The sequence below is a fragment of the Phenylobacterium sp. LjRoot97 genome (genome assembly GCF_964254345.1).
GTDB lineage: Bacteria > Pseudomonadota > Alphaproteobacteria > Caulobacterales > Caulobacteraceae > Phenylobacterium.
Genome location: NZ_CAXUTH020000001.1, coordinates 4146470 through 4171402 on the forward strand (window position 1 = coordinate 4146470; position 24933 = coordinate 4171402).

Sequence of the window (24933 nt, forward strand, 5' to 3'; positions counted from 1 at the left end):
CGACCGATGAGCACCGCTCCGCCGCCGATCGTCATGGTGCATGGCGCCTTCTCCGGCGGTTGGGCGTTCGAGCGCCTGCGCGAGCCGTTCGAGGCCGCCGGCCACTTCGTCCTCACCCCGGACCTTCGCGGACATGGCGCCGATGAACCGGCCCACGCCGTGCTCGGCGTCTCGGTCGCCGACTACGCCCGCGACGTCGCGCGTCTCTGCGCCGGGCTCGACGAGGCCCCGATCCTGATCGGCCACTCCATGGGCGGCCTGGTCTGCGCCCTGGCCGCCAGCCGCACGCCGGTCCGCGCCATGGTGCTGCTTGCCCCGACCGCGCCCTGGGGCGTGGCCGCCTCGTCGATGGAAGAGGCGATCACCGCCTTCGGCCTGCATGCGCTGGGGCCGTTCTGGGCGCAGTCCGTGTCCCCCGACCGCAGCTTGGCGCGCCGCTACAGCCTCGACCGCATGGACGGCGCCGAGCGTGAAGCCGTCGTCGCCCGCATGCGCCCCGAGAGCGGCCGCGCGCTTTGGGAGACGCTGAACTGGTGGCTCGACCCGTTCATGACCACCAGCGTCGGGCCGTTGCGCCTTCCGATCTTGGTGATCGGCGGCGAGCGGGATGTCGTCCATCCCCCCGCCACCGTCCGCCAGACCGCCGCCCGCTTCGGCGCCGAGTTCATCGAGGCCCCCGGCATGAGCCACTGGCTGGTCGCCGAACCCGGCTGGCGAGAGATCGCCGAGATCGCCCACGGCTGGCTCGAGGGCGTCCCGGCCTGAGGCCGACTGGCCCTACTTCGTCCCCAGCACCTTCTGCAGGAACACGATCTCGCTGGCGCGCACCGCCTCGGTGTTGGCCTTCTTGGCGACGCCGTGGCCTTCGTCGAGGGCCAGCACGTACCAGACCTCGGTGCCCTGGCCGCGCAGCGTGGCGACCATCTGTTCGGACTCCGACTGCGGCACGCGCGGATCGTTGGCGCCCTGGTAGATCATCATCGGCTTCTTCATCTTGGCGCTCATGTTGAGCGGCGAGATCTTGTCGAACACGGCGGCCATCTTCGGATCGCGTTCGTCGCCGTACTCCGCCCGGCGCAGGTCGCGGCGGTAGCCCTCGGTGTTGGCCAGGAAGGTCTTCCAGTTGGAGATGCCGTAGAGGTCGATCGCCCCGGCGATGCGGTCGTTGTAGTGCGCGGCCACCGCCAGCGACATGTAGCCGCCGTACGACTGGCCGACGACCGCCACGCGGCTGGCGTCGAGGTCCGGCTGCTTGGCGATCCAGTCGAGCAGCGCCCCGATGTCCTTGACCGAATCCTCGCGCTTCTCGGCGTTGTCGAGCCCGATGTAGGTCTTGCCGTAGCCGCTGGAGCCGCGGACGTTGGGGATGATCACCGCGGCCCCGACCTCGTTGACCCATGACTGGCGCCGTGGGTTGAAGCTCGGCTGCTCCTGGCCCTCGGGGCCGCCGTGGATCTGGATGACCACGGGCAGCTTCTCGCCCGGCTTGGCGGCCGGCTTGTAGATGAAGGCCGGGATCGAGCGCTTGTCGAAGGTCGGGTAGCGGAACAGGGTCGGCTCGACCAGCTTGGCCGGATCCAGGCCGCCCAGCTCGCTCTGCGTCCAGCGGACCAGCTTCTGGTCGGACAGGGCGAAGCTCCACACGTCGCCTGACGAGGTCGAGGTCGAGAGGCTGAAGCCCAGCTGCTTGCCGTCGGGCGAGAAGCCCAGACCGGTCAGCACGCCCATCGGCAGCGCCGGGGTCGGCAGGGTCTTGCCGCTGGCGACGTCCTTCACGACGATCTTCGAATAGCCCTCCTCATTGACGAGGTAGGCGATCAGCGCGCCGTCGGGCGACAGGTCGAAGCCCTCGGCCGGCCACTTGGCGCCCGGCTCCAGGTCGCGGACCGCGCCGCTGGCCAGGTCGATCACGACCGGGCGGGCCATGTCGGACTTGTCGTCGGACAGCGTGACCACGTGGCCGCCGTCGGCGGCGAACGCGCCGCCGACATAGGCGATCGGCCGGCCGGTCGGCCCGACCGGCTTCACCGCCCCGCTGGCGATGTCGAGCACGAACAGCTCGGTCGAGGCGACCGAGTTGTAGCGGCTGAGCAGCAGGCTCTTGCCATCCGGCGAGAAGTCGAGCACCGCCATCGCGCCCGTGCCCTCATGGACGACGCGGCGGCCTTCGGGCTGGGCCGGGTCGGCCAGCATGATGTCGTAGTTCGGATCGCCCGGGGTCACCTGGCTCCAGGCCACCAGCTTGCCGTCGCCCGAAAAGGTGAAGTCGGAGTTGCGGGTCTTCGGCGCGGTCAGCTGCACCTCGGCGCCGGTCAGGCCGCGCACATAGCCCTGGTAGTACTCGGCCCCGCCGACGTCGCGCGGATAGACGAAGCGGGCCTGGCCCGGCTGGGCCTTGGCGGCGTTCACCGGCTCGGGAAAGAAGGTCAGCTGAGTACGCGCGGCGCCCGGCGCGGCCACGCGGTGGATCTGGTTCACGTCGCCGAAGCGGGTGGCGATCAGGATCGAGCCGTCGTCCAGCCAGTCCTCGAACACCGCAGAGCGGGCGTTGTAGTACGGCGCGATGGCGGCCTTCAGCGCGGCCGGCGTCTCGGGCACGTTGTCGTAGACGATCTGGCCGGACTGGCGCTTGGGCAGGTCGGCGGCCAGCGCGGCGGCGGCGCAGGCGAAGGCGAGGACCGTGCCAAGCAGCAGGGCGCGCGTCGTCATCGGGGGAGCTCCAAACAGTCGAGGTTGGCGCGACCCTGGCCGCGCCCGGCGCCGCGCGTCAACGCCCGATCGACGAGCGCCCTGCGGCGGATACGACAAAGGGCGCGGGAGCCGGTCCCACGCCCTTCGCATCGGCTTTGCTGCGCCCTTGGCGGGCGGCGGCGAAGGCCTAGAACTTGCGTTCCGAGTAGAGCACTTCGGCCAGGTCGGCGTTCTTGCCGGCCGGCGTGCCGTCCGGCTTCTTCAGCTGCAGGAACACCAGGCCGATCGATTCCTTGTCGGTGTAGTATTCCCACGAGTTGGTGATGCGCTTGAAGTCGGTCGCGGGAACGAAGTCGTTCCGCTGCTGGACCAGCTCGGGCTTGTGCAGGAACGAGAAGATGTTCAGGCCGACGATGATCGGCTTCTCGCCGTCCACCGGATAGCTGAGCGTCAGGCGGCAAACGTCCTTGTTCGAGCCCTGCGGCCAGATGGTCAGGGTGTAGGGCTTCTCGACCAGGGTGCCGACATAGGTCCCTTCGCGCTTGTTCAGCTTGTAGCCGGTCATGCCGCCGGCCAGGGCCTTGAAGTCGCCGCCCTGCACGAGCGGTTTGCAGACCCGGTTGATGACGTCGATGATCTGGCCCTCGGCGCCGGTGGTCGGCAGCACGTAGGACTTTTCTTCGGCGGCCGGGGCCGGCGCAGCCGCGGGCGCGGCGGCGGGGGCCGGCTCGGCGGCGGGGGCGGCCGGCGGGGCCGCTTCGGGCGCCGGTTGGGCGTGAGCCGCCGTGGCGAGCCCAGCGAGAGCAATCAGACTGACGAAGGCGGTGCGCATGGCGAAGTCCCCTAACTTAAGCGTGCCGCATAACACTCGAAACAGGCGGTCCCTCGCAACCCCTCTAGCGCAGCAATCGGACTGATCGATGGCGATTGCGGCGCCTGGGGTCGGCAAAATCACGTGACTGGCCCGTCAGATACGAAAAGACCCCGGCGCCGGGGGCGTCGGGGTCTCTGATCGTTGGGCTGCGGCCGGCGGTTAGGCGGCCACTTCCTTCGCGTGTTCGGCGAGGATGGTCAGGCCCTCAGGGGTCACGTCGGCGAAACCGCCTTCGATCTCGAAGACCTTCACGGCGCCGCCGTTATAGACCTTCACCTGCCCGACCTTCAGCGTGGTCATGAAGGGCGCATGGTCGGCCAGCACACCGAAGTCGCCTTCGGTGCCCGGCGCGTCGACCTGGTCGACATCGCCCGAGAACAGTTCGCGCTCGGGCGAGACCAGCGAGAAGTGAAGCTTCCCAGCCATGATCCTTAGGCTTCCGCGGCCAGCTTTTCGGCCTTGACCACCGCGTCTTCGATGGTGCCGACGTTGTAGAAGGCCGCTTCCGGCAGGTGGTCGTATTCACCGTCCACGACCGCCTTGAAGGAGCGGATCGTGTCTTCCAGGCTCACGAAGATGCCCGGCATGTTGGTGAACTGCTCGGCCACGTGGAACGGCTGGCTGAGGAACTTCTGGATCTTCCGGGCGCGGGCCACGGTCAGCTTGTCCTCTTCCGACAGCTCGTCCATGCCCAGGATGGCGATGATGTCCTTCAGGGCCTTGTAGGCCTGCAGGGTTTCCTGGACGCGGCGGGCCACGGCGTAGTGTTCGTCGCCGATCACCAGCGGGTCCATGATCCGCGAGGTCGAGTCCAGCGGGTCCACGGCCGGGAAGATGGCCTGGGCCGCGATGTCACGCGACAGAACGGTGGTGGCGTCCAAGTGGGCGAACGAAGCGGCCGGGGCCGGGTCGGTCAGGTCGTCGGCGGGAACGTAGATGGCCTGGACCGAGGTGATCGAACCCTTGGAGGTCGAGGTGATGCGCTCCTGCAGGTTGCCCATCTCGGTGGCCAGGGTGGGCTGATAGCCCACGGCCGACGGGATACGGCCCAGCAGAGCCGACACTTCCGAGCCGGCTTGGGTGAAGCGGAAGATGTTGTCGATGAAGAGGAGCACATCCTTGCCCTCTTGGTCGCGGAAGTACTCGGCCTGAGCCAGGCCGGTCAGCGCGACCCGGGCGCGGGCGCCGGGGGGCTCGTTCATCTGGCCGTAGACCAGGGTGCAACGGCTCTCGCCGCCGCCGCCCGGCTGGTTCACGTTCGACTCGATCATCTCGTGATAGAGGTCGTTGCCTTCGCGGGTCCGCTCACCAACGCCGGCCAGCACGGAGTAACCACCGTACGCCTTGGCGATGTTGTTGATCAGTTCCTGCATGGTCACGGTCTTGCCCACGCCGGCGCCGCCGAACAGGCCGATCTTGCCGCCCTTGGTGTAGGGGCAGAGCAGGTCGATGACCTTGATGCCGGTGACGAGCACTTCAGCCGCCGTCGACTGCTCGGCGAAGCTCGGGGCTTCCCGGTGGATCGGCGAATAGTGCTCGGTGACGATCGGGCCGGCTTCGTCGATCGGGTCGCCGATGACGTTCATGATGCGGCCCAGGGTCGCCGGGCCGACCGGCACGGTGATGCTGCGGCCGGTGTCGGTCACGGGCTGACCGCGGGTCAGACCCTCGGTGGTGTCCATGGCGATCGTGCGGACGGTGTTCTCGCCCAGGTGCTGAGCGACTTCCAGCACCAGGCGGAACGGCGCGCCGGTCCGTTGGTCGGTGTTGGTGGTTTCCAGCGCGTTCATGATCGCCGGCAGGTGGCCATCGAACTCGACGTCGACGACGGCGCCGATGATCTGCGAGATGCGGCCGTTGGCGACGCCGGCGACGGCGGCGGCCTTCGGAGCAGCAGCCTTGGCGGCGGCGGGAGCCTTCGGAGCAGCAGCCTTCGGCGCGGCCTTGGCGGCGGCGGCCTTCGGCGCGGCGGCCGCCTTCGGGGCGGCGGGCTTCTTGGCGGGAGCCTTGGGGGTCGTAGCCATGGGTTCGGACTCTTTCGGGTTAGAGCGCTTCGGCGCCGGAGATGATCTCGATCAGCTCCTTGGTGATCTGCGCCTGGCGTGAACGGTTATATTGCAGGGTCATGCTGGCGATCATGTCGCCGGCGTTGCGAGTGGCGTTATCCATCGCGGTCATCTGAGCGGCGTAGAACCCGGCCTGGTTCTCGAGCATCGCCGACAGCACCTGAACGGTCAGGTTCCGCGGCAGCAGGGTTTCGAGGATTTCCTCTTCGCCCGGCTCGTACTCGTAGGCCGCGCCCTTCAGGTCGACGGTCGCGCCGCCGTCCTCGACCTGCGCAGGGATCAGCTGGCTCAAGGTCGGGGTCTGGGTGACCACCGACTTGAAGCGGCTGAACGCCAGGGTGACGACGTCGATCTCACCGGCCTCGAACAGCTCGGTGATCTTGTCGGCCACCGGCTGAGCGGTCGCCATCGACGGAACCCCGGCCTCGAAGGAGGCCACGATCTTGTCGCCGTACTGACGCTTCAGCTGGTCGCGGGCCTTCTTGCCGACGACCAGGATTTTCACATCCTTGCCTTGGGCGGCCAGCGCGTTGATCCGTTCGCGCGCGGCGCGAATGATCGAGGTGTTGAAGCCGCCGGCCATGCCGCGGTCCGAGGACGTCACGACCACCAGATGGCGATCGTTCCGGCCCGTGCCGACCAGCAGTTTCGGCGCGCCGTCGCCCGACACGCCCGACGCCAGGTTCGCGATGACCGAAGCCATGCGCTGGGCGTAGGGGCGGGCGTTTTGCGCAGCGTCCTGCGAACGGCGAAGTTTCGCCGCCGCCACCATCTGCATCGCCTTCGTGATCTTCTGCGTGGCTTTCACGCTTCCGATCCGATTGCGCATCTCCTTGAGGCTGGCCATCTCCTAAAGCTCCGCTGACTTACGCGAAGCTCTTGGTGAAGGCTTCGAGAGCTTCCTTCAGCTTGGCCTCAGTGTCCGCCTTCAGCTCCTTGCTGGTGCGGATGGTGTCCAGGATGTCCTGGTGCTTGGAGTGCAGGCGGCCCAGCAGTTCGGCTTCGTAGCGGCCGACGTCGGCGGTCGCGATGCCGTCGAGGTAGCCGCGGGTGCCGGCGTAGATCACCGCCACCTGCTCTTCGACCTTCAGCGGCGAGTACTGCGGCTGCTTCAGCAGCTCGGTCAGGCGTTCGCCGCGGGCCAGCTGGCGCTGGGTGGTGACGTCGAGGTCCGAACCGAACTTCGCGAAGGCGGCCATTTCCCGATACTGGGCCAGTTCGCCCTTAATCGGACCCGAGGCTTGCTTCATCGCCTTGATCTGGGCCGAGGAGCCCACGCGGCTGACGGAGATGCCGACGTTCACGGCCGGGCGGATGCCCTGGAAGAACAGGTCGGTTTCCAGGAAGATCTGGCCGTCGGTGATCGAAATCACGTTGGTCGGGATGTAGGCCGACACGTCGTTGGCCTGGGTTTCGATGACCGGCAGAGCGGTCAGCGAGCCCGAACCGTTGTCTTCGTTCAGCTTCGCGGCGCGCTCCAGCAGGCGGCTATGCAGATAGAAGACGTCGCCCGGATAGGCTTCGCGGCCCGGCGGACGGCGCAGCAGCAGCGACATCTGGCGGTAGGCGACGGCCTGCTTGGAAAGGTCGTCGTAGATGATGACGGCGTGCATGCCGTTGTCACGGAACCACTCGCCCATGGCGCAGCCCGCGAACGGAGCCAGGAACTGCAGCGGAGCCGGTTCCGAGGCGGTCGCCGAAACGACGATGGTGTATTCCAGGGCGCCGCGCTCTTCGAGCGTCTTGACGATCTGGGCCACGGTCGAACGCTTTTGGCCGATGGCGACGTAGATGCAGTAGAGCTTGGCGCTCTCGTCATCGCCGGCGTTGATCGACTTCTGGTTCAGGATGGCGTCGATCGCGACGGCGGTCTTGCCGGTCTGCCGGTCGCCAATGATCAGTTCGCGCTGGCCGCGGCCGACCGGGATCAGCGAGTCGATGGCCTTCAGGCCGGTCTGCACCGGCTCGTGCACCGACTTGCGCGGGATGATGCCCGGCGCCTTCACGTCCACGCGGCGGCGCTCGGCCACGTTCTGGATCGGGCCCTTGCCGTCGATCGGCTCGCCCAGCGGGTTGACGACGCGGCCCAGCAGGCCCTTGCCGACCGGCACGTCCACGATTTCAGCCAGGCGGCGGACTTCGTCGCCCTCGGCGATGGCGCGGTCTTCGCCGAAGATAACGACGCCGACGTTGTCCTTTTCCAGGTTCAGGGCCATGCCCTTCACGCCGGCCTTGGGGAACTCGACCATTTCGCCCGACTGGACGTTGTCGAGGCCGAAGACGCGGGCGATGCCGTCACCGACGGACAGAACCGAACCAACGTCCGAGACGTCAGCTTCTTCGCCGAAATTGGCGATCTGCGACTTGAGGATGGCCGAAATTTCGGCGGCGCGGATGTCCATGGGCTTACGCTCTCTTCAGGGCGAACTTGAGGGAGTCGAGCTTCGAACGCAGCGAAGCATCGAACAGACGGGAACCGACCTGCACCTTGATCCCGCCCAGAAGGGCCGGATCAACGCGGGTCTCGATTTCGGGGTCCTTGCCGAGCGCGGTTCGCAACGCGGCGGCGACACCCTTGGATTGGGCTGCAGTAAGCGGCATAGCCGTGGTCACCTGGGCCGAGATCGCGCCGCGCGCGTCCGCCGCCAGGGCCTCGAAGGCCGTGATCACTGAGGGAAGCGCCGAGGCGCGGCCGTTGGCGGCCAGCAACCCCAGGAACTTCCTGGTTGTGGGATTGAGCTTCGCCTTTGCGCCAAGGGAGGCCAACGCCTTGCCCTTGACGTCGGCGCTGAACGCCGGCGAAGCCAGCAAGGTCCGCAGATCCTTGCTGTCGGCGCTCATCTTTTTCAGCGCCTTAAGGTCGGCCTCAACGGCCGCCAATTTCTTTTCATCGTTCGCGAGATCGAACAGGGCTTGAGCATATCTGCTGCCCACATTCGAAGCCTTGGAATCGTCCGCCACTTATTTTGTCCGCCCGGTGCGCGCAAAAGGCCGCGGCGAAGAAATCTCCACTGCGACCCTAAAGGCTTGAAAGCGCTTGGAAAAGCACATTGGCCATCGAGACTGGAAAAGCCCCTGGCCCGAAGCCGCGCGCCTGATAGCACGCGATTTTCAGCGTCGCAACCAAACCAGCCGCGACACCTTGTATTATCTGGTGTTGATCCTACGAAATACTGCCGCCCCCGTAGCCAGCACGGCGCCGTCCTGAGCGAGCACTCGGCCATAGGCGAACACCAGGGTGCGGGTGGCCCGCTCGACGCCGGCCTCCACGTTCACCACGGCGCCCGCCGCGGCGGCGCTGCCATAATCGATAGTCAGCGAAACGGGTTCAGCGCCCTCGCCGGCGACCTGCGTCAGGGCCGGCTCGAGCAGACTGGCGGCCGGGGCCGGGCCAGCGGGAAATGCGGTCTCTATGGAAATGGGGTCTTGGGTCATCGCGGCGGGTTCATAAGCGGCGCTTGCGCCGCGGCCAAGCCGATCCGCCGCCGCACACATAGAAAGACGGGCGCCGGAGGGCCCGGCGCCCGAGTTACAGGCTCGACTAGACTAGCGGCTGGGAGGCGCGCCTAGATATGCGCGAACCTGGATCCTTCAGCCTTAGCGGTTGGCCACTTGTTGGGCCGGCAGGGCAGCGGTGTTGCACTGCTCGAGCTTGGCCGCTTCCAGCTGCTTGCGCGCGCCGCCGAACGAGGCGACCGCACCGACGTTCTTGGCCACTTCTTTACAGGTCGCCGCGCCGTAGGTGCGCGAGGACGGAGCCGACGCCAGGCAGGTGTCGCCTTCGCAGGTGAAGACGGCGCCGCCGGCGATGAACTTGGTCTTTTCCGCGACCGGGGCCTGCAGCTTGGCGGTGATCGGATCGTCAGCCAGGGCCGCGCCAGCGGCGAAGGAGACGGACATCATGGCGGCGCAGGCGGCCGCGAGCGTACGGAGCTTCATCGAAAGCCCTCCAGCGTTCGGGGAGAATGTGCGAGTCCGGTTCAGGGACACGGCTCGGACCAATCCGGGGATCACAACCGGTATCCCCACCGGCTGTGCGAGTTGAACTAAGCATCGCTAAGATAACGGTGTTAAGATCATCAGCAACCGCTTTTTTCGCAACGCGGTTATGCGAAAATGATGGGATTGCGAACCGATAGCAGCGTTCCCATGTAGGCGGGCTCGCCTTCTGCGAGCGCCGGGGCCGCGTTGCACGCCCTCCTTTCGCCCGCGATTGCGCCACGCCGCCGCGCGCCGATCAAACGATGCTTTCGCCGGATGCTCCGTGAGCTGGGCTCACGACGCCGGGTGCGCGCCGTCCGGCCTCCAGGCGATCATGCCATGGGTGCGGGCCCGCACCTGCGGCGGCGCGAGGCACATGGCCAGCGCTTCGTAGCCAGCCGCGCCGGGACGCAACGCCACGCCGATCGGCGGGCTGTGGTTGGCCGGGCAATAGATCGCCGCTTCTCCCGGGCCGACAGCGGCCAGGTCGAGGATCGCGTCCGACCGCGTCATCAGCACCAGCGGCCGCGCCGGGCGCCCACGTCGCCGCAGGCGCGCGATCAGCGCCGCCTGGGTCGCCTCATCCAGACCGTCCTCGACCATGTCGACCACCAGCGCCCCCTCGCCGTCCGCTTCCAGCTCGGCGAGCAGCGACAGCAGCGCCGGGCTGCGCGTCGCGCCGTCCTCGACCAGCCAGGCCGCGGCGGCCTCGATGCGCGCGTCCGCGACGACCTCCGCCTCCAGGCGCTCGAGCCCGACGAAGCGCGCGCCGGGCAGTTCCTGCGCCAGCCGCATCGCCAGCCGCGTCTTGCCGCTGCCGAGCGGCCCGACCAGGTAGGTCAGCGGCGCAAGCTCCCCCAGCTCGAAGCGCTCGCCGCCCCACGGCCAGGGCAGGTCGAAGGCGATCGCCGGGGCCGCCAGCAGCGCCGCGAGCTCGGCCGCGCTCGGCGCCGCGCCCGCCGCCAGCGCCTCGCGCATCCGGCTTACCCGCTCGATGGTCAGCGCCAGGCTGCGGCCCTGCGCCTCCAGCGCCGCCTGATGCGCGGCCAGCGCCGGCTCCAGCACGCTCGCGTCGCCGCCGAGCACCCGCTCGACCTGCGCCAGGCTGAGCCCCAGCGCCCGCAGGGTCGCGATCTCCCCGCCCCGCGCCAGCTGCTCGGGACCATAGGCGCGCCAGCCGGCGGCGGTGCGCAGCGGCGCGATCAGGCCGCGCTCTTCATAGAGACGCAGCGCCTTGGCCGAGACCCCCAGCCGCCGGGCGGCCTGCGAAGGGCTCAGGAATTGAACGGAACCGGTCACGAATCACCTCGCTGCGCTGTTGACCGACGCATTGAGGGGAGCGGCCCCAGGGGCCGGGTCAAGCGGGCGTTAAAGCCACGCTTGTTCATCGCTCGTCAATCATGTCGCGCGTTTGGTGCGCATCAGCTATCTAGCCGCCTCGGGGCGGGTATTCGGCGAACTCTTTAGGACGACACATGGCCAAGTCAGGACCGGGCCCTCGCCGGCCGGCCCAGCGTACCCCGTTGCAGGCGCTCCTTTACTGGACCGCAGTCCTCGGCGTGTGGGGGCTGATCTTCGTCGTCGCCTTCTTCGCCGTGTTCGCGGTCGACCTGCCCGACACCTCCAAGCTCAACGACGTCACCCGCGCGCCGTCGGTGTCGTATCTCGACCAGTCGGGCGCGCTCGTCGCCGTGCGCGGCAGCCAGAACACCCCGCCGGTCGATCTCGATTCGCTGCCGGACTATGTCCCGAAGGCGTTCATCGCCATCGAGGACCGCTGGTTCTACTGGCACCCCGGCTTCAACCCGTGGGGCATTCTGCGCTCGCAGATCTACAACATGCAGAACAAGGGCGGGCCGCTGCGCGGCGGCTCGACCATCACCCAGCAGCTGGCGCGGAACCTGTTCCTGACGCCCAGCCAGAACTATCGCCGCAAGGCCCAGGAGCTGATCCTGGCCATGTGGCTGGAAGCCAAGTTCTCCAAGAAGGAGATCCTCTCTCTCTATCTGAACCGGGTCTATTTCGGCGGCGGGGCCTATGGCATCGAGGCCGCCTCGCAGCGCTATTTCGGCAAGCCCGCCAGCCAGCTGACGCTCGGCGAAAGCGCCCTGCTGGCCGGCATGATGAAGGGGCCCAGCCGCTACTCGCCGGTCTCGGCCACCGACCGCGCCGAGCGCCGCGCCACCATCGTGCTGGACGAGATGGTCCGCACCGGCGCCATCACCCCGGCCGAGCGCGACGCGGCCTTCAAGACCCCGGTGCGGGTCAACCCGACGCTCGCCAATCAGCGCGCGCAGTATTTCACCGACTGGGTCGACGACCAGGTCCGCAGCCTGGTCGGCGAGCCGACCGAGGACCTGGTGGTCGAGACCACGCTCGACCTGCCGATCCAGACCGCCGCCGAGCAGGCGATCCGCAAGGGGGTCGAGGCCGGCAAGAGCCAGGGCATCGGCCAGGGGGCGCTGGTCGCCATCGACGGCGAGGGCCGCATCCGCGCCTATGTCGGCGGCGCCAACTACAATGACAGCCAGTTCGACCGCGCCACCACCGCCCGCCGCCAGGCGGGCTCGGCGTTCAAGCCCTTCGTCTATCTGGCGGCGATGGAGGCGGGGCGCACGCCCGCCGACATGGTCGTCGACGAGCCGATCAAGATCGGCAACTGGGCGCCGCGGAACTATACGAACGACTTTCGCGGCCCGATGACGCTGCAGACGGCGCTGGCCCAGTCGATCAACACCGTCGCCGCGCGGCTGGCCAACGAGGTCGGCACCGGCAATGTCGCCGCGGCCGCCCGCCGGCTCGGCATCAATTCGCACATCCAGCTCGACCCCTCGATGGCGCTCGGCGCGGTCGAGGTCAGCCCGATGGAGATGGCCCAGGCCTACGCCCCGTTCGCCAACGGCGGGTTCCTGGCCAAGGGCTACGGAATCCAGCGGATACGCACCGCCAGCGGCAGGATCCTCTACGACCACAGCGTCGAGAAGACCGCCCGCACCCAGGTCATCGGCACCCCTGCCCTGCAGTACATGAACCAGATGATGCGCCAGGTGGTCTCCAGCGGCACCGGAACCCGCGCCAAGGTCCCCGGCTACGACTTGGCCGGCAAGACCGGCACCACCAGCGATTATCGCGACGCCTGGTTCGTCGGCTACACCGGCGGCTTCGTCGCCGCGGTCTGGGTCGGCAAGGACGACAACAAGCCGATGAAGCGGGTCAGCGGCGGCGGCGCCCCGGCCGGCATCTGGCGCGACTTCATGGGCCAGGCCCTGCCACGGCTGAAGGTCCAGGCCATTCCCGGCGGCACCTATGAGCCGCCTGCGCCCAGCGATCCGATCGGCGACCTGGTCGACGGCATCGCCGACGCCATCGGGGTCGGCGGCCAGCCCGCGGCCCAGCCGCAGGCCCCGCAGCAGAAGACCGCGCCGGTCGACGATATCCCGTTCTAGGCGCTTCTAGATCGGCGGCTCGTCGACCACCTCGGCCGTGGTCGTGGTCGGCGCCGGTTCAGGCGCCTCCTCCAGCAGCGTCTCGATCGTCTCCGGCGGAGGCGGCGGCGGCGCGGCCGCCGGCGGGCCGTAGGGGATGGCCACGGCCGGACCACGCTTCAGCGCCGTGGTCATGAACCCACGCCACAGCTCGGCCGGCGCGCCGCCGCCCGTCACCCGCTTCATCGGCGCGCCGCTGTCGTTGCCCATCCAGACCACGGTCGTGAAGCCGCCGCTGTAGCCGGCGAACCAGGCGTCCTTGTAGTCGCTGGTGGTGCCGGTCTTGCCGGCGATGTCGTAGCCCGCGATCTTCGCGCGCGTCCCGGTGCCGGCCGCGACCACGCCGCGCAGCATGCGGTTGAGGTCGCTCAGCGCCGGATTGCCGATCACGTTCGCCGCCGAGGCCGCCTTGCGCTGATAGAGCACCTGGCCGCCGACCGTGCGGATGCGCTCGATGCCGTAGGCCTGCACCCGATTGCCGCCGTTCGAGAACGCGCCATAGGCCTGAGCCATCTCCAGCGGCGAGACCAGGCTGGTCCCCAGCGCCATGGCCGGGTCGGTGTTCACCGCCGAGACCACGCCCAGCCGCTTGGCGGTGGCCGCCACGGCCCCGCGCCCGACCTCGTCGGCCAGCCGCACCGCCACCGTGTTGGTCGACTGCGCCACCGCCTGCTCCAGGGTCAGGGCTCCGGCGAAGTTGTTGCTGTAGTTCTGCGGCGACCAGGTCCCGATGGTGATCGGCTCGTCCACCACCGCCATGTCCGGCGTGCGGCCCGCCTCCAACGCGGTCAGATAGACGAACGGTTTCCAGGCCGAGCCGGCCTGCCGCTTGGCGGTGACTGCGCGGTTGTACGGCGCGCTCGCATAGTCGACGCCGCCGACCATGGCCCGCACGCGGCCCTGCCCGTCCAGCGCCACCAGCGCCGCCTGGCTGACATCCTGGGTCTTGTAGCGCTCGACCACGGTCCGCGTCTGGGTCGCGGCCGCAGCCTCAAGGCCGGCGTCCAGGGTGGTCTCGACGATGACGTCCTGCTTGGGCGCGCCGACCAGCTGGCGGCGCTGGCCGTCCAGCCAGTCGATGAAGTAGTTCGCTGAGGCGCTGTAGCTGCCGCCAGCCAGCTTCAACGGCTGGGCCATGGCCTGCTTGCGCTGCGCCGGCGTGATGGCGCCGGTCTCCACCATGGCCGCCAGCACCAGGTCGGCGCGGGCCGCGGCGTTGGCCGGCTCCTCGATCGGATTGTACTTGGTCGGCGACTTCAGCACGCCGGCCAGGGTCGCGGCCTCGCGCAGGCTCAGCTTGGCCGCGCTCTTGCCGAAGTAGCGGCGCGAGGCCTGCTCGATCCCATAGGCGCCCGAGCCGAAATAGACGCGGCTGAGATAGAGGCCGAGGATCTGCTTCTTCGAATAGGTGCGCTCCAGCTGGACGGCGTACACCACCTCCTTGGCCTTGCGCTCCATGGTCTGGTCGGCGCTGAGGAAGAGGTTGCGGGCCAGCTGCTGGGTAATGGTCGAGGCGCCCTGCGCCGCCCGCCCTTGCTCGGCGTTGGCGACGATGGCGCGGGCGATGCCGATCGCGTCGAACCCGGTGTGCTCGTAGAAACGCCGGTCCTCGATGGCGACGAAGGCGGCCGGGACGTGAGGCGGCAGCTTGGCGATGTCGACCGGCGGGCCATAGCGGCCGCCGCGCACGCCCAGCACCGCGCCGGCGCGATCGACATAGACCACCTGCGCCTCTCGCTTGATCGGCGGCAGGGGCGGAAGTTCCGGCGCGGTCAGCGACAGCGACGCGGCGAGCGCGAGGGAGATCAAGTCTTAAGGCTCCAACGACCGCACGCGCGGCTTACGGCTCCTTCTCCCTCCGGTCCGCAGCCGAGCCAAGATAATTCGCGGTAATGGTCGCCAGCTGCGACTCCAAGTTCCTCCCCTGCTGGGGGATCAACTTGCGTCGCTCACCGCCCGAACGCGTGCAGCCGGGCGCCCTCGGCGCGCAGCCACGCGCGATGCGGACGCTCATCGCCGACCAGGGCGCTGACATGGGCCCAGAACTTCGGCCCGTGGTTCAGCTCCAGCAAGTGTGCGCACTCGTGGGCGGCGACGTAGTCGGCGACGTCGTAGGGAGCCAGCGCCAACCGCCAGGAATAGCGGATCGCCGCGGGCTTGCCGGGCAGACCCGGCCGGCAGGAACCCCAGCGGGCGCGCGCATCCATCATGGTGACGCTCGGCAGCTTGGCCCCCAGCCGGGCGCAATGGAACGCGGTACGCTCGGTGAACAGCTCCAGCGCCTGGCGCTTGATGATCCGGATCACGGCGTTGGCGTAGGCCTCGCCCTCGCCGCGGGCGCTGATCCGCAGCGGCGTCTCTTCCGTCGCCGGATGCAGCCGGGCCGGCTTGTCGCTGGCCTCGAGCCGGCAGGACTCGCCGAATAGGCTGATGGTCATGCCCGGCGCGATCGCCTGGCTCTGCGGCAGTTCGGCCAGCCGCTCGGCGATCCACGAGGCGCGGTCGCGCGCGAACGCGGCGGCCTCGGGCAGGCGCCGCTGGCTGGGGGCGGTGGCGATGATCTCGCGCTTGGTCCGGTCGAGCCGCAGCGAGATGCGCCGCGCGCGCGCGTGAACCTTCAGGCGAACCGTGGCGCCGGCGACGTCGAGCCGGTCGCCGTCCGCAAGCGAACGGCCGAAGATACTCATGACGTCAGACTTAAGCTGCGTCGCGGGCCTTTTCGAGTGCGCCTTCCATGCGACGGATGAACGCCCGCACCCGCGGATAGATCTCCTCGCGGAAGCGACGGCCGTTGAACACCCCGTAGTGACCGACGTGCGGCTGCACGTAGTCCTCCTTGAAGTCGTCCGAGAGCCCGGTGCACAGCGCGTGCGCCGCCTGGGTCTGGCCGATGCCGGAGATGTCGTCGTTTTCGCCTTCGACGGTCAGCAGGCCGATGTCGTTGATCGATCCCGGCTGGATCGGCCGGCCGCGATGGATCAGCTCGCCCTTCGGCAGCAGGTACTGCTGGAACACGTAGTCGATGGTCTGCAGGTAGAATTCTTCCGGCAGGTCGAGCACCGACAGATACTCGTCGTAGAACTCCAGGTGCTTCTCGGCCGCGTCGCCGTCGCCCTTCATCAGGTCCTCCAGGTAGCGCAGGTGCGCGTCCTGGTGCTTTTCGGCGTTCATCGACATGAACGAGTAGAGCTGCACGAAGCCCGGATAGACCCGCCGGCCCATGCCTGGATAGGGCGCGGGCACCGTGTCGATCATCGTCGACTTGAACCAGGCGAACGGCTTTTCCTCGGCCAGCTTGTTGGTCACCGTCGGCGACAGGCGCGCGTCAATCGGCGAGCCCATGATGGTCATGGTCCCCGGGCGGCACTCCTCGCCGTCCTCGGCCATCAGCGCGGCCGCGGCCAGAACCGCCGGCCCCGGCTGGCAGACGGCGACCACGTGCGGCCGCGGCCCCAGCTGGCGCAGCATGTCGCGGACATGGTCGACATAGTCGTGGAAGTCGAAGCGGCCTTCCATCACCGGCACGTCGCGGGCGTTCGACCAGTCGGTGATGAACACCTCGTGGTCCTGCAGGAAGGCTTCGACCGTGCCGCGCAGCAGGGTGGCGTAGTGGCCCGACAACGGCGCGACGATCAGCACCGCCGGCTCCAGCTCGCGGCGGCTGGCCTTGCGCATGTCGGCCATGTCGCGCGTGAAGTGGACGAGTTTCACCCAAGGCGTCGACCAGACCTCGGTCGGCCGCACCCGCACGGTCTCGCCCTCGATCTGGACGGAGTCGATGTTCCAGGCTGGCCGCCCATAGCGACGCGTCAGGTTGGCGAACAGGTCCGAGCCGGCGAACAGCCGTCGGCCGAGCTCGCTGTCCTTGGCCGGATTCAGCGGCGACGACCAGAAGTCGCGCGTGGCCCGCGCGGCCCAGCGCAGCGGGGTGGAGGCGTAATAGCCGGCCTCATAGAGCGTGTAGAGCATCGCCGAGTCCTCTTTGCTGCGGCGCAGCATAACACGGCGGTGGTTAAGCGAGTCCAGCGCTGATGCCGCAGCCCAGCAGGGAATTCACGCTCAAGCTCGCTTCGCCTGCCCTAATTTGCGACTTTTTCGAGCTCGCCTGTCGGTCTGGCGGCGCCTGGTTCGTCGATCCATGTAGCGGGAGGACTCGCGGGCGCCCTTCGCCCCGGCCCGCCGAGGAGGAATTCCATGCGTTTCATGTTCTTCATCACATCCGCACACACCACCCCGCCGACGCCAGAGCTGATCGAGGCGATGGACAAGCTGGCCAACGAGGAGATCAAGGCCGGCCGGATGATCGACACCGGCGGACTGATGCCGCTGGTCACCGGCGCCCGCGTGCGGCTCGAAAGCGGCAAGGTTTCGCTGATCGACGGCCCGTTCATCGAGGCCAAGGAAATGATCGGCGGCTACGCGATCTTCGAAATGCAGAACAAGGAAGAGGCGGTCGCCTCGGCCATGAACTTCATGCAGATGCACGCCGACCACATGCCCGGCTGGGAAGGCGTCTGCGAAATCCGCGCCATGGCCAGCGAAGACTTCGAGGCCGGCTGTCCGGTGTCGGTCGCCACCGCGGCGGACGCTTGACGCCGCAGGCCGGCCGGCGGCGATGAGCCTCGCCGACACCCATCGCGCGATCCTCGCCGCTTGGCGGATCGAACAGCCACGCCTGATCACCGGGCTGGCGAGGATGCTGCGCGACGTGCCGCTGGCCGAGGAGCTGACTCAGGAAGCCCTCGTCGCCGCGCTCGAACGCTGGCCGCAGACCGGCGTGCCCGAGCGCCCCGGCGCCTGGCTGATGGCGACCGCCAAGCGCCGCGCCCTCGATCACCTAAGACGCAGGCCGATGCTGGCCCGCAAGCACGCCATGGTCGCCCACGAGCTGGAGAGCGAGCAGCAGGCCATGCCGGACCTGGACGCCCCCCTCGACGACGACATCGGCGACGAGATGCTGCGCCTGGTGTTCACCGCCTGCCATCCGCGGCTGGCGCGCGAGGCGCGGGCGGCGCTGGCGCTGCGCATGGTCTGCGGCCTGACCACCGCCGAGATCGCCCGCGCCTTCCTGCTGCCAGAGGCGACGATCGGCCAGCGGATCCTGCGCGCCAAGCGCACGCTCACGGAGTCGGGTCTGACCTATGAGACCCCGCGCGGCGAGGCGTTGTCGGAGCGCCTCGCCTCGGTGCTGGAGGTCGTCTACCTGATCTTCAACGAGGGTTTCACCGCCGCCCGCGGCGACGACTGGATGCGCCCACAGCTCTGCAACGAGGCGCTGCGCCTGGCCCGCGTGCTGATCGCCGTGGCGCCTCAGGAGGCCGAGGCCCATGGCCTGCTGGCGCTGATGGAACTCAACGCCTCGCGCGCCAACGCCCGCGTCGACGCGAAAGGCGACCCGATCCTTTTGCTCGACCAGGACCGTCGCCGCTGGGACCAGTTGCAGATCCGCCGCGGCCTTCGCGCCCTGGCCCGCGCCCACGAGCTCGACCCGGTCGGCGGCCCCTACGCCCTGCAGGCCGCCATCGCCGCCTGCCACGCCCAGGCGCAAGCGGCGGCGGACACGGACTGGGCGATCATCGCGGCGCTCTATGGGCGGCTGGCGCAGGTCCTGCCCTCGCCGATCGTCGAGTTGAACCGCGCCATCGCCGTCGGCATGGCGGAAGGCCCTGCGGCGGGCCTGGCGCTGGTCGAGAAGCTCGTGGGCGAGCCTGCGCTGGCCGGCTACCACCTGCTGCCCAGCGTCCGCGGCGACCTGCTGCTCAAGCTCGGCCGACGCGACGAGGCCCGCGCCGCCTTCGAGGCCGCCCTGGCCCTGGCCGAGAACCGCCGCGAGCGCGACCTGCTGCGCCGCCGCGCCGACGAAGCCGCCGCCTCCTGACGTCGCCGTGCCCGGCCACGCTTGCGGCCGTGCGGCTGGCGCCTTATTGGTGCAATAGTCAAAACATTGGGGAGATGGTGATGACTTATGCCGCCGGGCGCGTGATTCACGACGCCGACAGCCACGTCATGGAGACCCGAGAGTGGCTGGAACCGTTCATTGAGGACGCCGTGCGCGGAGCGCTGAAGCCGCTCTATGGCCGCGATCGCAACCGCATCGACGACCTGCTCGACGGCGCCAAGGCCCGGCGGGGCGACGCCGCTGCGATGCAGAAGGCCATGGAGAACCCGATCGCCGGCCCGAAGGGCTGGGTCGCGGCCGGCGCCTTCGATCCGGCCGAGCGCGCGCAGGTGCTCGACCAGTTCGGCTTCTCCAGCCAGCTGGTGTTCGCCACCTCCTCGCTGCGTCCGGCGCTCTCGGCCGGCTCGGCTGACGGCCTCTATGCCGGCGCGCGCGCCCACAACCTGGCTATGGCCGCGTTCTGCAAGGCCGACCCTCGGCTGGTCGGCGTCGCCTACGTGCCGCTCGACGACGCCAAGCGGGCGCTGGAGGAAACCCGCATCGCGCTGGAGGTCGGCAACGGCGCGGTCTGGGTCTCGGCCGGCCCGGCCGGCGAAAAGTCGCCCGGCCACCCGGACTACCATCCGATCTGGGCGCTGCTGGAGCGCGAGCGCGTTCCGTTCGTGCTGCACATCGGCCCTGGCACCAAGACCCAGCCCAAGGCCTTCCAGAACAATGGCCGCGAGCGCGCTCCCGATCTGCATGGCGGCGGGGAGAACCTGCGCTTCGCCGACTATGTGATGCTGTCCTTCGCGCCCCAGGTGTTCCTGACCGCCATGGTCTATGACGGCGTCTTCGAGCGCTTCCCGAACTTGAAGGGCGGGGTGATCGAGTCCGGCGCGGGCTGGGCGCCGGAGTTCCTGCGCCAGCTGGATCTCGCCCACCGCAGCTTCCAGCGCACCGATCCGCACCTGAAGGCGATGAGCCTGAAGCCCTCGGAGTATCTGCGCCGGGCGGTGAAGTTCACGCCGTTCCCCGGCGAGGACATCGGCCGGATGATCGCCGACGGCGGGGCCGAGCTTTTCCTGTTCTCCAGCGACTACCCGCACCCGGAGGGCACCAACGATCCGCTCGGCCGGTTCGAACGGACCATGGAAGGCGTCGACGAGATGGCCAAGGACCGCTTCTACCGCCGCAACTACGAGGAAATGATGGGCATGGAGGCGCTCGTCGCCGCCGAGTGACCTGACCTGGGGGCCTCGCCTTGAGGCCCCCTTGGTCCTATGACCTCCCGGGCGGGAGGCGCGATTTGGCGGCGGGCGGACGACTATCGGCGGAAGAGCGGCGTCGCCAGATCCTGCAGGCCGCGCGCGCCGCGCTCGTGGCCCAGGGTCACCTGCCGCTGGCGCCCGAGCGCCTCGCCGCCGAGATCGGGATCAGCAAGGCGCTGATCTACGCCTACTTCCCCGACCAGGCCGACCTCGCCAACGCCATCGCCGCCGAGGACTTTGCGCGTCTGGCCGCGGATGGGCTCGGCGCGGACTTCGACGATCTTGAGGCCGCTGCGGTCGCCAGCGCCGAGCTCTACTTCCGGCACGTGTGCGCGCACGGCCCGGCGCTGCACGTGATCCTGCGCGACCCGTTCATGCGCGGCCGGCTGGCTCCCGCCGTCGCCGCCGCCCGAGACCGCGCCGCCCGGCCCCTCGTCCGACTCTCGGCGAAGGCCCTGGCGTTGCCGGCCGCCGAGGCCGTCGGCGCGTTCAGCCTCGTCCTGGCGATTCCGGAGGAGGCTGGCCGCCTGGTCTGGCAGGGAGAGTTGTCGCCTGACGCCGGGCTGGAGCTCTGCCGCCGGCTGACCGCTGCGGCCGTCCAAAGCCTTCAGTCGACAGACGGACGATAGGCGCGCACCAGCGCCCGGTTGCCGGCCTCGACCATGGCCAAGGTTAGCCGCTCGGCGGCCTCCAACGGCAGCCGTCCGCTCGCCACCAGCCGTCCGGCCCGCAGCGTCACCGCGGTCAGCACCCGCGTGGCGCCGACCGCCAGTTCGGGCGGCAGGCCGTAAGCCGCCTCCAGGCCCTCCGACACCCGGCGGCTCTCGCTGGTCCGCACCGCCTCGCGCTCGGCCCGCAAGCCCCCGCGCACCTCGGCGCTGGCGGTCAGCAACTGGATCAGGGCGCCGCGCTCGGCGACCTCACGCAGATAGGCCAGGGTCGAGCGCCGCACGCGATCCTGCCGGTCGTGGCCTTGGTCCAGCTCGGCCCGGCGGCGGACCTCCATCGCCTCGAGCTCGCGCCGGGCGAGCGCGACCAGCAGGTCGGCGCGGCGCGGGAAGTGGTTGTGGGCCTGGGCCTCGCTTAGCCCCACCCGCCGCGCCGCGGACTTCAGGGTCGCGGCCGGTAGCCCTTCGGCGACGATGATCTGCGCGGCGGCGTCGAGCAGTTGCGCCCGCCGCACCCCGGCCGGCGCGCGGGTCTGGCGCCGCCGCGCGCGTGAACGCTCGCCGGCGGTCAGCACCGCCGCGTCGGCCGGCTCTGCGCTGGCCGGCAGCGGCGGAGGTTCGGCGGCGCGGCCAGCCTTGGCCCGGGCCCAGTGGCCGCGAGGCGGATAGGGGATCAGCAGCCGGTCGCAGATCTTGGCGAGGCCGCCGCCCGACAGCCCGAGCTCGGCCGCCACCTCGCGCATCGGCGCGGCCCAGACGCGGTCATAGAGTTGCTGGCGGGTCAGCGCGACGCTCATCGCCTCAGCCTAGCGCGCGCCGGCGCCTAGCGCATCGCGTCGGCGATCTGGCGTGTCGTCTCCTCGGGCGAGATGCCATAGGGCAGCACGCGGTCGAACTGGCCCTTGGGGTTCATCAGGTAGGCCGGGGTCGAATGGTCGACCAGGTAGTCCGAACCTTCGCCGTTCTTCTTGTAATAGACCCGATAGGCCTTGGCCGCCGCGGCGACCTGCTCGGGCGTGCCGGTCAGGCCGATCGTGCCCTTCGGGAACACCTCGTTGGAGAGGTAGGTCTTGATCTGCTCGGGCGTGTCGCGCTCCGGATCGACCGAGATGAACACCACCTGGAACTTGTCGGCCTTGGGGCCCAGATCCCGCTGGGCCGCGCCCAGCACCTGCATGGTCGTCGGGCAGACGTCGGGGCAGTAGGTGAAGCCGAAGAACACCGCCGTCCACTTGCCCTTCAGGATCTTCTCGTCGACAGGCTTGCCGTTCTGGTCGACCAGTTGGAACGGGCCGCCGACCAGGGCCGTTCCGGAAGCCGAACTGCCTGCGCGCTGGCCGTCGAAGACCCCGGCGCGCCAGGCGAGCGCGCCCATCAGGACCAGGCCGACCAGGCAGGCGGCGACAAGGATGAGATTGCGGCGGGACATGGTTGACCTTTGGGGCTCGTCAGGCGCGGCGTTAGGGGCGATGCTCGCGGCATGATGGCGTCCATCCGGAACCCGTCGCCGTCGCAGCCGTCGCCCGGTCTCGATAGGCAAAGCGCCGACCCCGCGCAAGGCGTCGCCGACCTCGGCGGGGCCGGCTGGGGGGTCGAGGGCTGGAACCCGGCCGGCACGCATGGCGGGCGGCTGCGCATGCGCACCCTCGTCACCCTGCGCTGGATGATCATCGCCGGCGAGCTGCTGATCTTCGCCCTGGTCGGGCTCGTGCTCGGTTTCGACGCCCCTTACACGCTGTGCTTCACGGTCATCGGGGCCTCGGCGTGGGTCAACCTGCTGACCGGCGTCGCCTCGCCGGGGCAAAGGCTGATCGGCGGCTGGGAAGCGGTGGCCCAGCTGGGCTTCGACATCGGCCAGATCTCGCTGCTGCTGTTCCTGACCGGCGGCACGGCCAATCCGTTCATCCTGATGCTGCTGGCCCCGGTCACCCTCGGGGCGGCGACGCTGGCCCCGCGCTGGGTCAACCTGCTGGGCGGGATGGCGATCGCCGCCTCGCTGCTGCTGGCCTTCGTGCATGCGCCGCTGCCGTCGCTGAACGGCGCGTTCACCGAGCTGCCGACCGCCTTCATGATCGGCTGCGCCATCGCCAACATCGCCGGGGTCGTGGTCATCGCCGGCACCGTGCGCCAGGCGGCCGAGGAGTCCTCGCGCATGGCCCTGGCCCTCGACGTCACCCAGGCGGTGCTGGCGCGCGAGCAGCGGCTCTCGGCGCTCGGCGCGCTGGCCGCGGCCGCCGCGCACGAGCTCGGCACCCCGTTGGCGACCATCTCCATCGTCTCCAAGGAACTGGCCCGCGAGGCCCCGACCCCCAGCGTCAAGGAAGACGCCGAGCTGCTGATCGCGCAGGCCGAGCGCTGCGGCGAGATCCTCAGGCGCCTGACCGACGCTCCCGCCGCGGCCTCCGACGAGGTCCACGAGCGGATGAGCCTGCTGCAGCTGGTTCACGAGGTCATCGAGCCGCACGCCGAGGTGAAGGGCGTGCGGGTCGAGGCGATCGTCACCGGCGCGCCGGGCGTGGCCGCCCCCGATATCTGGCGCATGCCCGAGGTGCTGCACGCGATGACCTCGTTCGTCGAGAACGCCGTCGATTTCGCCGCCTCCGAGGTGCTGGTCACCGTCCGCTTCGACGCCGACACCATCAGCGTCCAGGTTCGCGACGACGGTCCCGGCTTCGCGCCCGAGGTGCTCGCCAAGCTCGGCGAGCCCTATGTCACCAGCCGTCCGGGCGTGGCGGGCGGCCGCACCGGCCACGTCGGCATGGGCCTTGGTTTCTTCATCGCCAAGACGTTGCTGGAACGAACCGGGGCCACAGTGACTTTTCAGAACGGCAGACCGCGCGGGGCCGTCGTGGCGGCGCGGTGGCCTCGCGCCCGTATCGAAGTGAAGCCGTCGTCTGCGTGAAGACACTTGCGAAGCTGCGACAAGCAGCGACATGATGCCGCAGGGGGCGGCTGATCAGAACGCCCCTATCGGAGGTTGCGCATGACCGATCTCTCCGCCGATATCGCCGCCCTGCCGGACAGGAGCCTTCTTGTCCTGGACGACGACGCGCCCCTGCGCACACGCCTTGGCCGCGCGCTCGAGCAACGCGGATTTGAGATCGTGCTGGTCGGCAGCGTCGCCGAGGCCCTGGCCGCGGTGAAGTCCAGCCCCCCCGCCTACGCCGTGCTCGACATGCGGCTGGAAGACGGCACCGGACTGAAGGTGGTGGAAGCGGTGCGCGAGGCGCGGCCCGACGCCAAGGTCGTCATGCTGACCGGCTACGGCAACATCGCCACCGCGGTCGCGGCGGTGAAGTCCGGCGCCATCGACTATCTCTCCAAGCCGGCCGACGCCGACGACGTCGCCCGGGCCCTGCTGGCCCGCAAGGATGAGTCGCCCGCGCCGCCGGAAAACCCGATGAGCGCCGACCGCGTCCGCTGGGAGCACATCCAGCGGGTCTACGAGCTCTGCGGCCACAATGTCTCGGAAACCGCCCGGCGGCTGAACATGCACCGCCGCACCCTGCAGCGGATCCTGGCCAAGCGCGCGCCGCGCTAAGCCTCCAGCTGCACCGCAGCCACACCCATCGCCCGCATCGCCGCCAGCCGCGCGAAGCCGATGGTCAGCGCTTTGCGCCGGGCCGGAGCCAGCGGCGTGGCCGGCGCCTCGCGCAGCACCGCCCCGCCAAACCCGTCGCAGACGATCAGCCCTGGCTCCTCAGGCAGGATATGCTGCGGAAACTCCGGCGCCACAGCGAAGGCGAAGCGGTCGCAGTAGGGCAGGTACTCGTGCCATTTGCGGTCGACGCGATAGTCCTCGAGCCCCGACTTCACCTCGACGATCGCCAGTTCGCCCTTGCGCGACACCGCCATCAGGTCGGCTCGGCGGCCGTTCGGCAAGGTCACCTCCGCCAGCGGCGCATAGCCGAGGTCGACCAGCAGCCGCGCGGCGCCACGGGTGACGTTGGCGGTGATCTCCGGCCGGGTGACGGTGACGATGGTGACGTCCATGCCGAAACCATGTTCCGGTTTCGTTC

At 69.4% G+C, this 24933-nt stretch carries 24 protein-coding genes; 8 read left to right on the top strand and 16 right to left on the bottom strand.

Annotation, left to right across the window (positions count from 1 at the left end; translation table 11 throughout):
* Nucleotides 1-6 precede the first annotated feature (6 nt).
* Nucleotides 7-765 carry an alpha/beta fold hydrolase gene (locus tag ACSQ2H_RS20615; RefSeq protein ID WP_436063233.1) on the top strand — a complete coding sequence of 253 codons (759 nt, stop codon included), beginning with the start codon at nt 7-9 and terminating at the stop codon, nt 763-765.
* 12 nt (nt 766-777) lie between these two features.
* Here ACSQ2H_RS20615 and ACSQ2H_RS20620 read toward each other — a convergent pair whose 3' ends face one another.
* The 10 genes from ACSQ2H_RS20620 to ACSQ2H_RS20665 form a co-directional block, all read right to left on the bottom strand.
* Entirely contained in the window at nt 778-2709 is a 1932-nt protein-coding gene (locus tag ACSQ2H_RS20620) for an alpha/beta fold hydrolase (RefSeq protein ID WP_436063234.1), read from the bottom strand.
* Between the two features lie 169 nt (nt 2710-2878).
* Complete coding sequence (locus tag ACSQ2H_RS20625; protein WP_436063235.1) at nt 2879-3523, bottom strand: hypothetical protein; 645 nt, start codon at nt 3521-3523, stop codon at nt 2879-2881.
* Between the two features lie 201 nt (nt 3524-3724).
* Complete coding sequence (locus ACSQ2H_RS20630) at nt 3725-3991, bottom strand: ATP synthase F1 subunit epsilon (protein WP_436063236.1); 267 nt, start codon at nt 3989-3991, stop codon at nt 3725-3727.
* 5 nt (nt 3992-3996) lie between these two features.
* Nucleotides 3997-5589: a F0F1 ATP synthase subunit beta gene (atpD, locus tag ACSQ2H_RS20635; RefSeq protein WP_436063237.1), complete on the bottom strand. Its 1593-nt coding sequence runs from the start codon at nt 5587-5589 to the stop codon at nt 3997-3999.
* A gap of 19 nt (nt 5590-5608) precedes the next feature.
* Nucleotides 5609-6478 (bottom strand): F0F1 ATP synthase subunit gamma, encoded by an 870-nt coding sequence (locus ACSQ2H_RS20640; RefSeq protein ID WP_436063238.1) that lies wholly within the window; start codon nt 6476-6478, stop codon nt 5609-5611.
* Nucleotides 6479-6497: 19 nt separating this feature from the next.
* Complete coding sequence (atpA, locus tag ACSQ2H_RS20645) at nt 6498-8033, bottom strand: F0F1 ATP synthase subunit alpha (RefSeq protein ID WP_056024907.1); 1536 nt, start codon at nt 8031-8033, stop codon at nt 6498-6500.
* Nucleotides 8034-8037: 4 nt separating this feature from the next.
* Nucleotides 8038-8592 (bottom strand): F0F1 ATP synthase subunit delta, encoded by a 555-nt coding sequence (locus ACSQ2H_RS20650; RefSeq protein WP_436063239.1) that lies wholly within the window; start codon nt 8590-8592, stop codon nt 8038-8040.
* A 186-nt stretch (nt 8593-8778) separates the two neighbouring features.
* Entirely contained in the window at nt 8779-9066 is a 288-nt protein-coding gene (locus ACSQ2H_RS20655) for a hypothetical protein (RefSeq protein ID WP_436063240.1), read from the bottom strand.
* 162 nt (nt 9067-9228) lie between these two features.
* Complete coding sequence (locus ACSQ2H_RS20660) at nt 9229-9570, bottom strand: CC_3452 family protein (RefSeq protein ID WP_436063241.1); 342 nt, start codon at nt 9568-9570, stop codon at nt 9229-9231.
* A gap of 336 nt (nt 9571-9906) precedes the next feature.
* The gene (locus ACSQ2H_RS20665; RefSeq protein WP_436063242.1) at nt 9907-10911 is read right to left on the bottom strand and encodes a MerR family transcriptional regulator; all 1005 of its coding nucleotides are present in this window, start codon (nt 10909-10911) and stop codon (nt 9907-9909) included.
* Nucleotides 10912-11087: 176 nt separating this feature from the next.
* Here ACSQ2H_RS20665 and ACSQ2H_RS20670 point away from each other — a divergent pair, with 176 nt between their 5' ends.
* Nucleotides 11088-13058, top strand: coding sequence for a transglycosylase domain-containing protein (locus tag ACSQ2H_RS20670; protein ID WP_436063243.1), 1971 nt, complete (start codon nt 11088-11090; stop codon nt 13056-13058).
* 6 nt (nt 13059-13064) lie between these two features.
* On the opposite strand, the gene ACSQ2H_RS20675 is transcribed toward ACSQ2H_RS20670, so the two are convergent.
* The 3 genes from ACSQ2H_RS20675 to ACSQ2H_RS20685 all read right to left on the bottom strand — a co-directional run bounded on the left by ACSQ2H_RS20675 (nt 13065) and on the right by ACSQ2H_RS20685 (nt 17066).
* Nucleotides 13065-14906: a transglycosylase domain-containing protein gene (locus ACSQ2H_RS20675; RefSeq protein ID WP_436063244.1), complete on the bottom strand. Its 1842-nt coding sequence runs from the start codon at nt 14904-14906 to the stop codon at nt 13065-13067.
* Between the two features lie 140 nt (nt 14907-15046).
* Nucleotides 15047-15784 (bottom strand): M48 family metallopeptidase, encoded by a 738-nt coding sequence (locus ACSQ2H_RS20680; RefSeq protein WP_436063245.1) that lies wholly within the window; start codon nt 15782-15784, stop codon nt 15047-15049.
* Nucleotides 15785-15794: 10 nt separating this feature from the next.
* A complete protein-coding gene (locus tag ACSQ2H_RS20685; RefSeq protein WP_436063246.1) occupies nt 15795-17066 on the bottom strand; it encodes a polyhydroxyalkanoate depolymerase in 1272 nt (423 codons plus the stop codon).
* Nucleotides 17067-17291: 225 nt separating this feature from the next.
* Here ACSQ2H_RS20685 and ACSQ2H_RS20690 point away from each other — a divergent pair, with 225 nt between their 5' ends.
* From ACSQ2H_RS20690 to ACSQ2H_RS20705, 4 genes are all read left to right on the top strand, one after another.
* On the top strand, nt 17292-17690 hold the full coding sequence (locus ACSQ2H_RS20690; RefSeq protein WP_436063247.1) for a YciI family protein: 399 nt from the start codon (nt 17292-17294) through the stop codon (nt 17688-17690).
* A 22-nt stretch (nt 17691-17712) separates the two neighbouring features.
* Entirely contained in the window at nt 17713-18975 is a 1263-nt protein-coding gene (locus ACSQ2H_RS20695) for an RNA polymerase sigma factor (RefSeq protein ID WP_436063248.1), read from the top strand.
* Nucleotides 18976-19055: 80 nt separating this feature from the next.
* The gene (locus ACSQ2H_RS20700) at nt 19056-20219 is read left to right on the top strand and encodes an amidohydrolase family protein (protein WP_436063249.1); all 1164 of its coding nucleotides are present in this window, start codon (nt 19056-19058) and stop codon (nt 20217-20219) included.
* Nucleotides 20220-20284: 65 nt separating this feature from the next.
* Nucleotides 20285-20875 (top strand): TetR/AcrR family transcriptional regulator, encoded by a 591-nt coding sequence (locus ACSQ2H_RS20705; RefSeq protein ID WP_436063250.1) that lies wholly within the window; start codon nt 20285-20287, stop codon nt 20873-20875.
* On the opposite strand, the gene ACSQ2H_RS20710 is transcribed toward ACSQ2H_RS20705, so the two are convergent.
* Both ACSQ2H_RS20710 and ACSQ2H_RS20715 read right to left on the bottom strand, forming a co-directional pair.
* Nucleotides 20854-21711 (bottom strand): TetR/AcrR family transcriptional regulator, encoded by an 858-nt coding sequence (locus ACSQ2H_RS20710; RefSeq protein ID WP_436063251.1) that lies wholly within the window; start codon nt 21709-21711, stop codon nt 20854-20856. The genes ACSQ2H_RS20705 and ACSQ2H_RS20710 overlap by 22 nt on opposite strands.
* A 26-nt stretch (nt 21712-21737) precedes the next feature.
* The gene (locus tag ACSQ2H_RS20715) at nt 21738-22343 is read right to left on the bottom strand and encodes an SCO family protein (RefSeq protein ID WP_436063252.1); all 606 of its coding nucleotides are present in this window, start codon (nt 22341-22343) and stop codon (nt 21738-21740) included.
* Between the two features lie 51 nt (nt 22344-22394).
* Here ACSQ2H_RS20715 and ACSQ2H_RS20720 point away from each other — a divergent pair, with 51 nt between their 5' ends.
* Together ACSQ2H_RS20720 and ACSQ2H_RS20725 are read left to right on the top strand one after the other, a co-directional pair.
* Nucleotides 22395-23816: an ActS/PrrB/RegB family redox-sensitive histidine kinase gene (locus ACSQ2H_RS20720; protein ID WP_436063253.1), complete on the top strand. Its 1422-nt coding sequence runs from the start codon at nt 22395-22397 to the stop codon at nt 23814-23816.
* A gap of 81 nt (nt 23817-23897) precedes the next feature.
* Complete coding sequence (locus ACSQ2H_RS20725; protein ID WP_436063254.1) at nt 23898-24455, top strand: ActR/PrrA/RegA family redox response regulator transcription factor; 558 nt, start codon at nt 23898-23900, stop codon at nt 24453-24455.
* On the opposite strand, the gene mmcB is transcribed toward ACSQ2H_RS20725, so the two are convergent.
* Nucleotides 24452-24907, bottom strand: coding sequence for a DNA repair putative endonuclease MmcB (mmcB, locus tag ACSQ2H_RS20730; RefSeq protein WP_436063255.1), 456 nt, complete (start codon nt 24905-24907; stop codon nt 24452-24454). The two genes, ACSQ2H_RS20725 and mmcB, sit on opposite strands and share 4 nt — an antisense overlap.
* Between the last annotated feature and the right edge of the window lie 26 nt (nt 24908-24933).

What these genes read in the sequence shown, in the direction of transcription:
- ACSQ2H_RS20615 (WP_436063233.1), top strand. Translation starts at nt 7, where the DNA reads ATGAGCACCGCTCCGCCGCCGATCGTCATGGTGCATGGCGCCTTCTCC.
- ACSQ2H_RS20620 (WP_436063234.1), bottom strand. Translation starts at nt 2,709, where the DNA reads ATGACGACGCGCGCCCTGCTGCTTGGCACGGTCCTCGCCTTCGCCTGC.
- ACSQ2H_RS20625 (WP_436063235.1), bottom strand. Translation starts at nt 3,523, where the DNA reads ATGCGCACCGCCTTCGTCAGTCTGATTGCTCTCGCTGGGCTCGCCACG.
- ACSQ2H_RS20630 (WP_436063236.1), bottom strand. Translation starts at nt 3,991, where the DNA reads ATGGCTGGGAAGCTTCACTTCTCGCTGGTCTCGCCCGAGCGCGAACTG.
- atpD (WP_436063237.1), bottom strand. Translation starts at nt 5,589, where the DNA reads ATGGCTACGACCCCCAAGGCTCCCGCCAAGAAGCCCGCCGCCCCGAAG.
- ACSQ2H_RS20640 (WP_436063238.1), bottom strand. Translation starts at nt 6,478, where the DNA reads ATGGCCAGCCTCAAGGAGATGCGCAATCGGATCGGAAGCGTGAAAGCC.
- atpA (WP_056024907.1), bottom strand. Translation starts at nt 8,033, where the DNA reads ATGGACATCCGCGCCGCCGAAATTTCGGCCATCCTCAAGTCGCAGATC.
- ACSQ2H_RS20655 (WP_436063240.1), bottom strand. Translation starts at nt 9,066, where the DNA reads ATGACCCAAGACCCCATTTCCATAGAGACCGCATTTCCCGCTGGCCCG.
- ACSQ2H_RS20660 (WP_436063241.1), bottom strand. Translation starts at nt 9,570, where the DNA reads ATGAAGCTCCGTACGCTCGCGGCCGCCTGCGCCGCCATGATGTCCGTC.
- ACSQ2H_RS20670 (WP_436063243.1), top strand. Translation starts at nt 11,088, where the DNA reads ATGGCCAAGTCAGGACCGGGCCCTCGCCGGCCGGCCCAGCGTACCCCG.
- ACSQ2H_RS20680 (WP_436063245.1), bottom strand. Translation starts at nt 15,784, where the DNA reads ATGAGTATCTTCGGCCGTTCGCTTGCGGACGGCGACCGGCTCGACGTC.
- ACSQ2H_RS20685 (WP_436063246.1), bottom strand. Translation starts at nt 17,066, where the DNA reads ATGCTCTACACGCTCTATGAGGCCGGCTATTACGCCTCCACCCCGCTG.
- ACSQ2H_RS20690 (WP_436063247.1), top strand. Translation starts at nt 17,292, where the DNA reads ATGCGTTTCATGTTCTTCATCACATCCGCACACACCACCCCGCCGACG.
- ACSQ2H_RS20695 (WP_436063248.1), top strand. Translation starts at nt 17,713, where the DNA reads ATGAGCCTCGCCGACACCCATCGCGCGATCCTCGCCGCTTGGCGGATC.
- ACSQ2H_RS20700 (WP_436063249.1), top strand. Translation starts at nt 19,056, where the DNA reads ATGACTTATGCCGCCGGGCGCGTGATTCACGACGCCGACAGCCACGTC.
- ACSQ2H_RS20710 (WP_436063251.1), bottom strand. Translation starts at nt 21,711, where the DNA reads ATGAGCGTCGCGCTGACCCGCCAGCAACTCTATGACCGCGTCTGGGCC.
- ACSQ2H_RS20715 (WP_436063252.1), bottom strand. Translation starts at nt 22,343, where the DNA reads ATGTCCCGCCGCAATCTCATCCTTGTCGCCGCCTGCCTGGTCGGCCTG.
- ACSQ2H_RS20720 (WP_436063253.1), top strand. Translation starts at nt 22,395, where the DNA reads ATGATGGCGTCCATCCGGAACCCGTCGCCGTCGCAGCCGTCGCCCGGT.
- ACSQ2H_RS20725 (WP_436063254.1), top strand. Translation starts at nt 23,898, where the DNA reads ATGACCGATCTCTCCGCCGATATCGCCGCCCTGCCGGACAGGAGCCTT.
- mmcB (WP_436063255.1), bottom strand. Translation starts at nt 24,907, where the DNA reads ATGGACGTCACCATCGTCACCGTCACCCGGCCGGAGATCACCGCCAAC.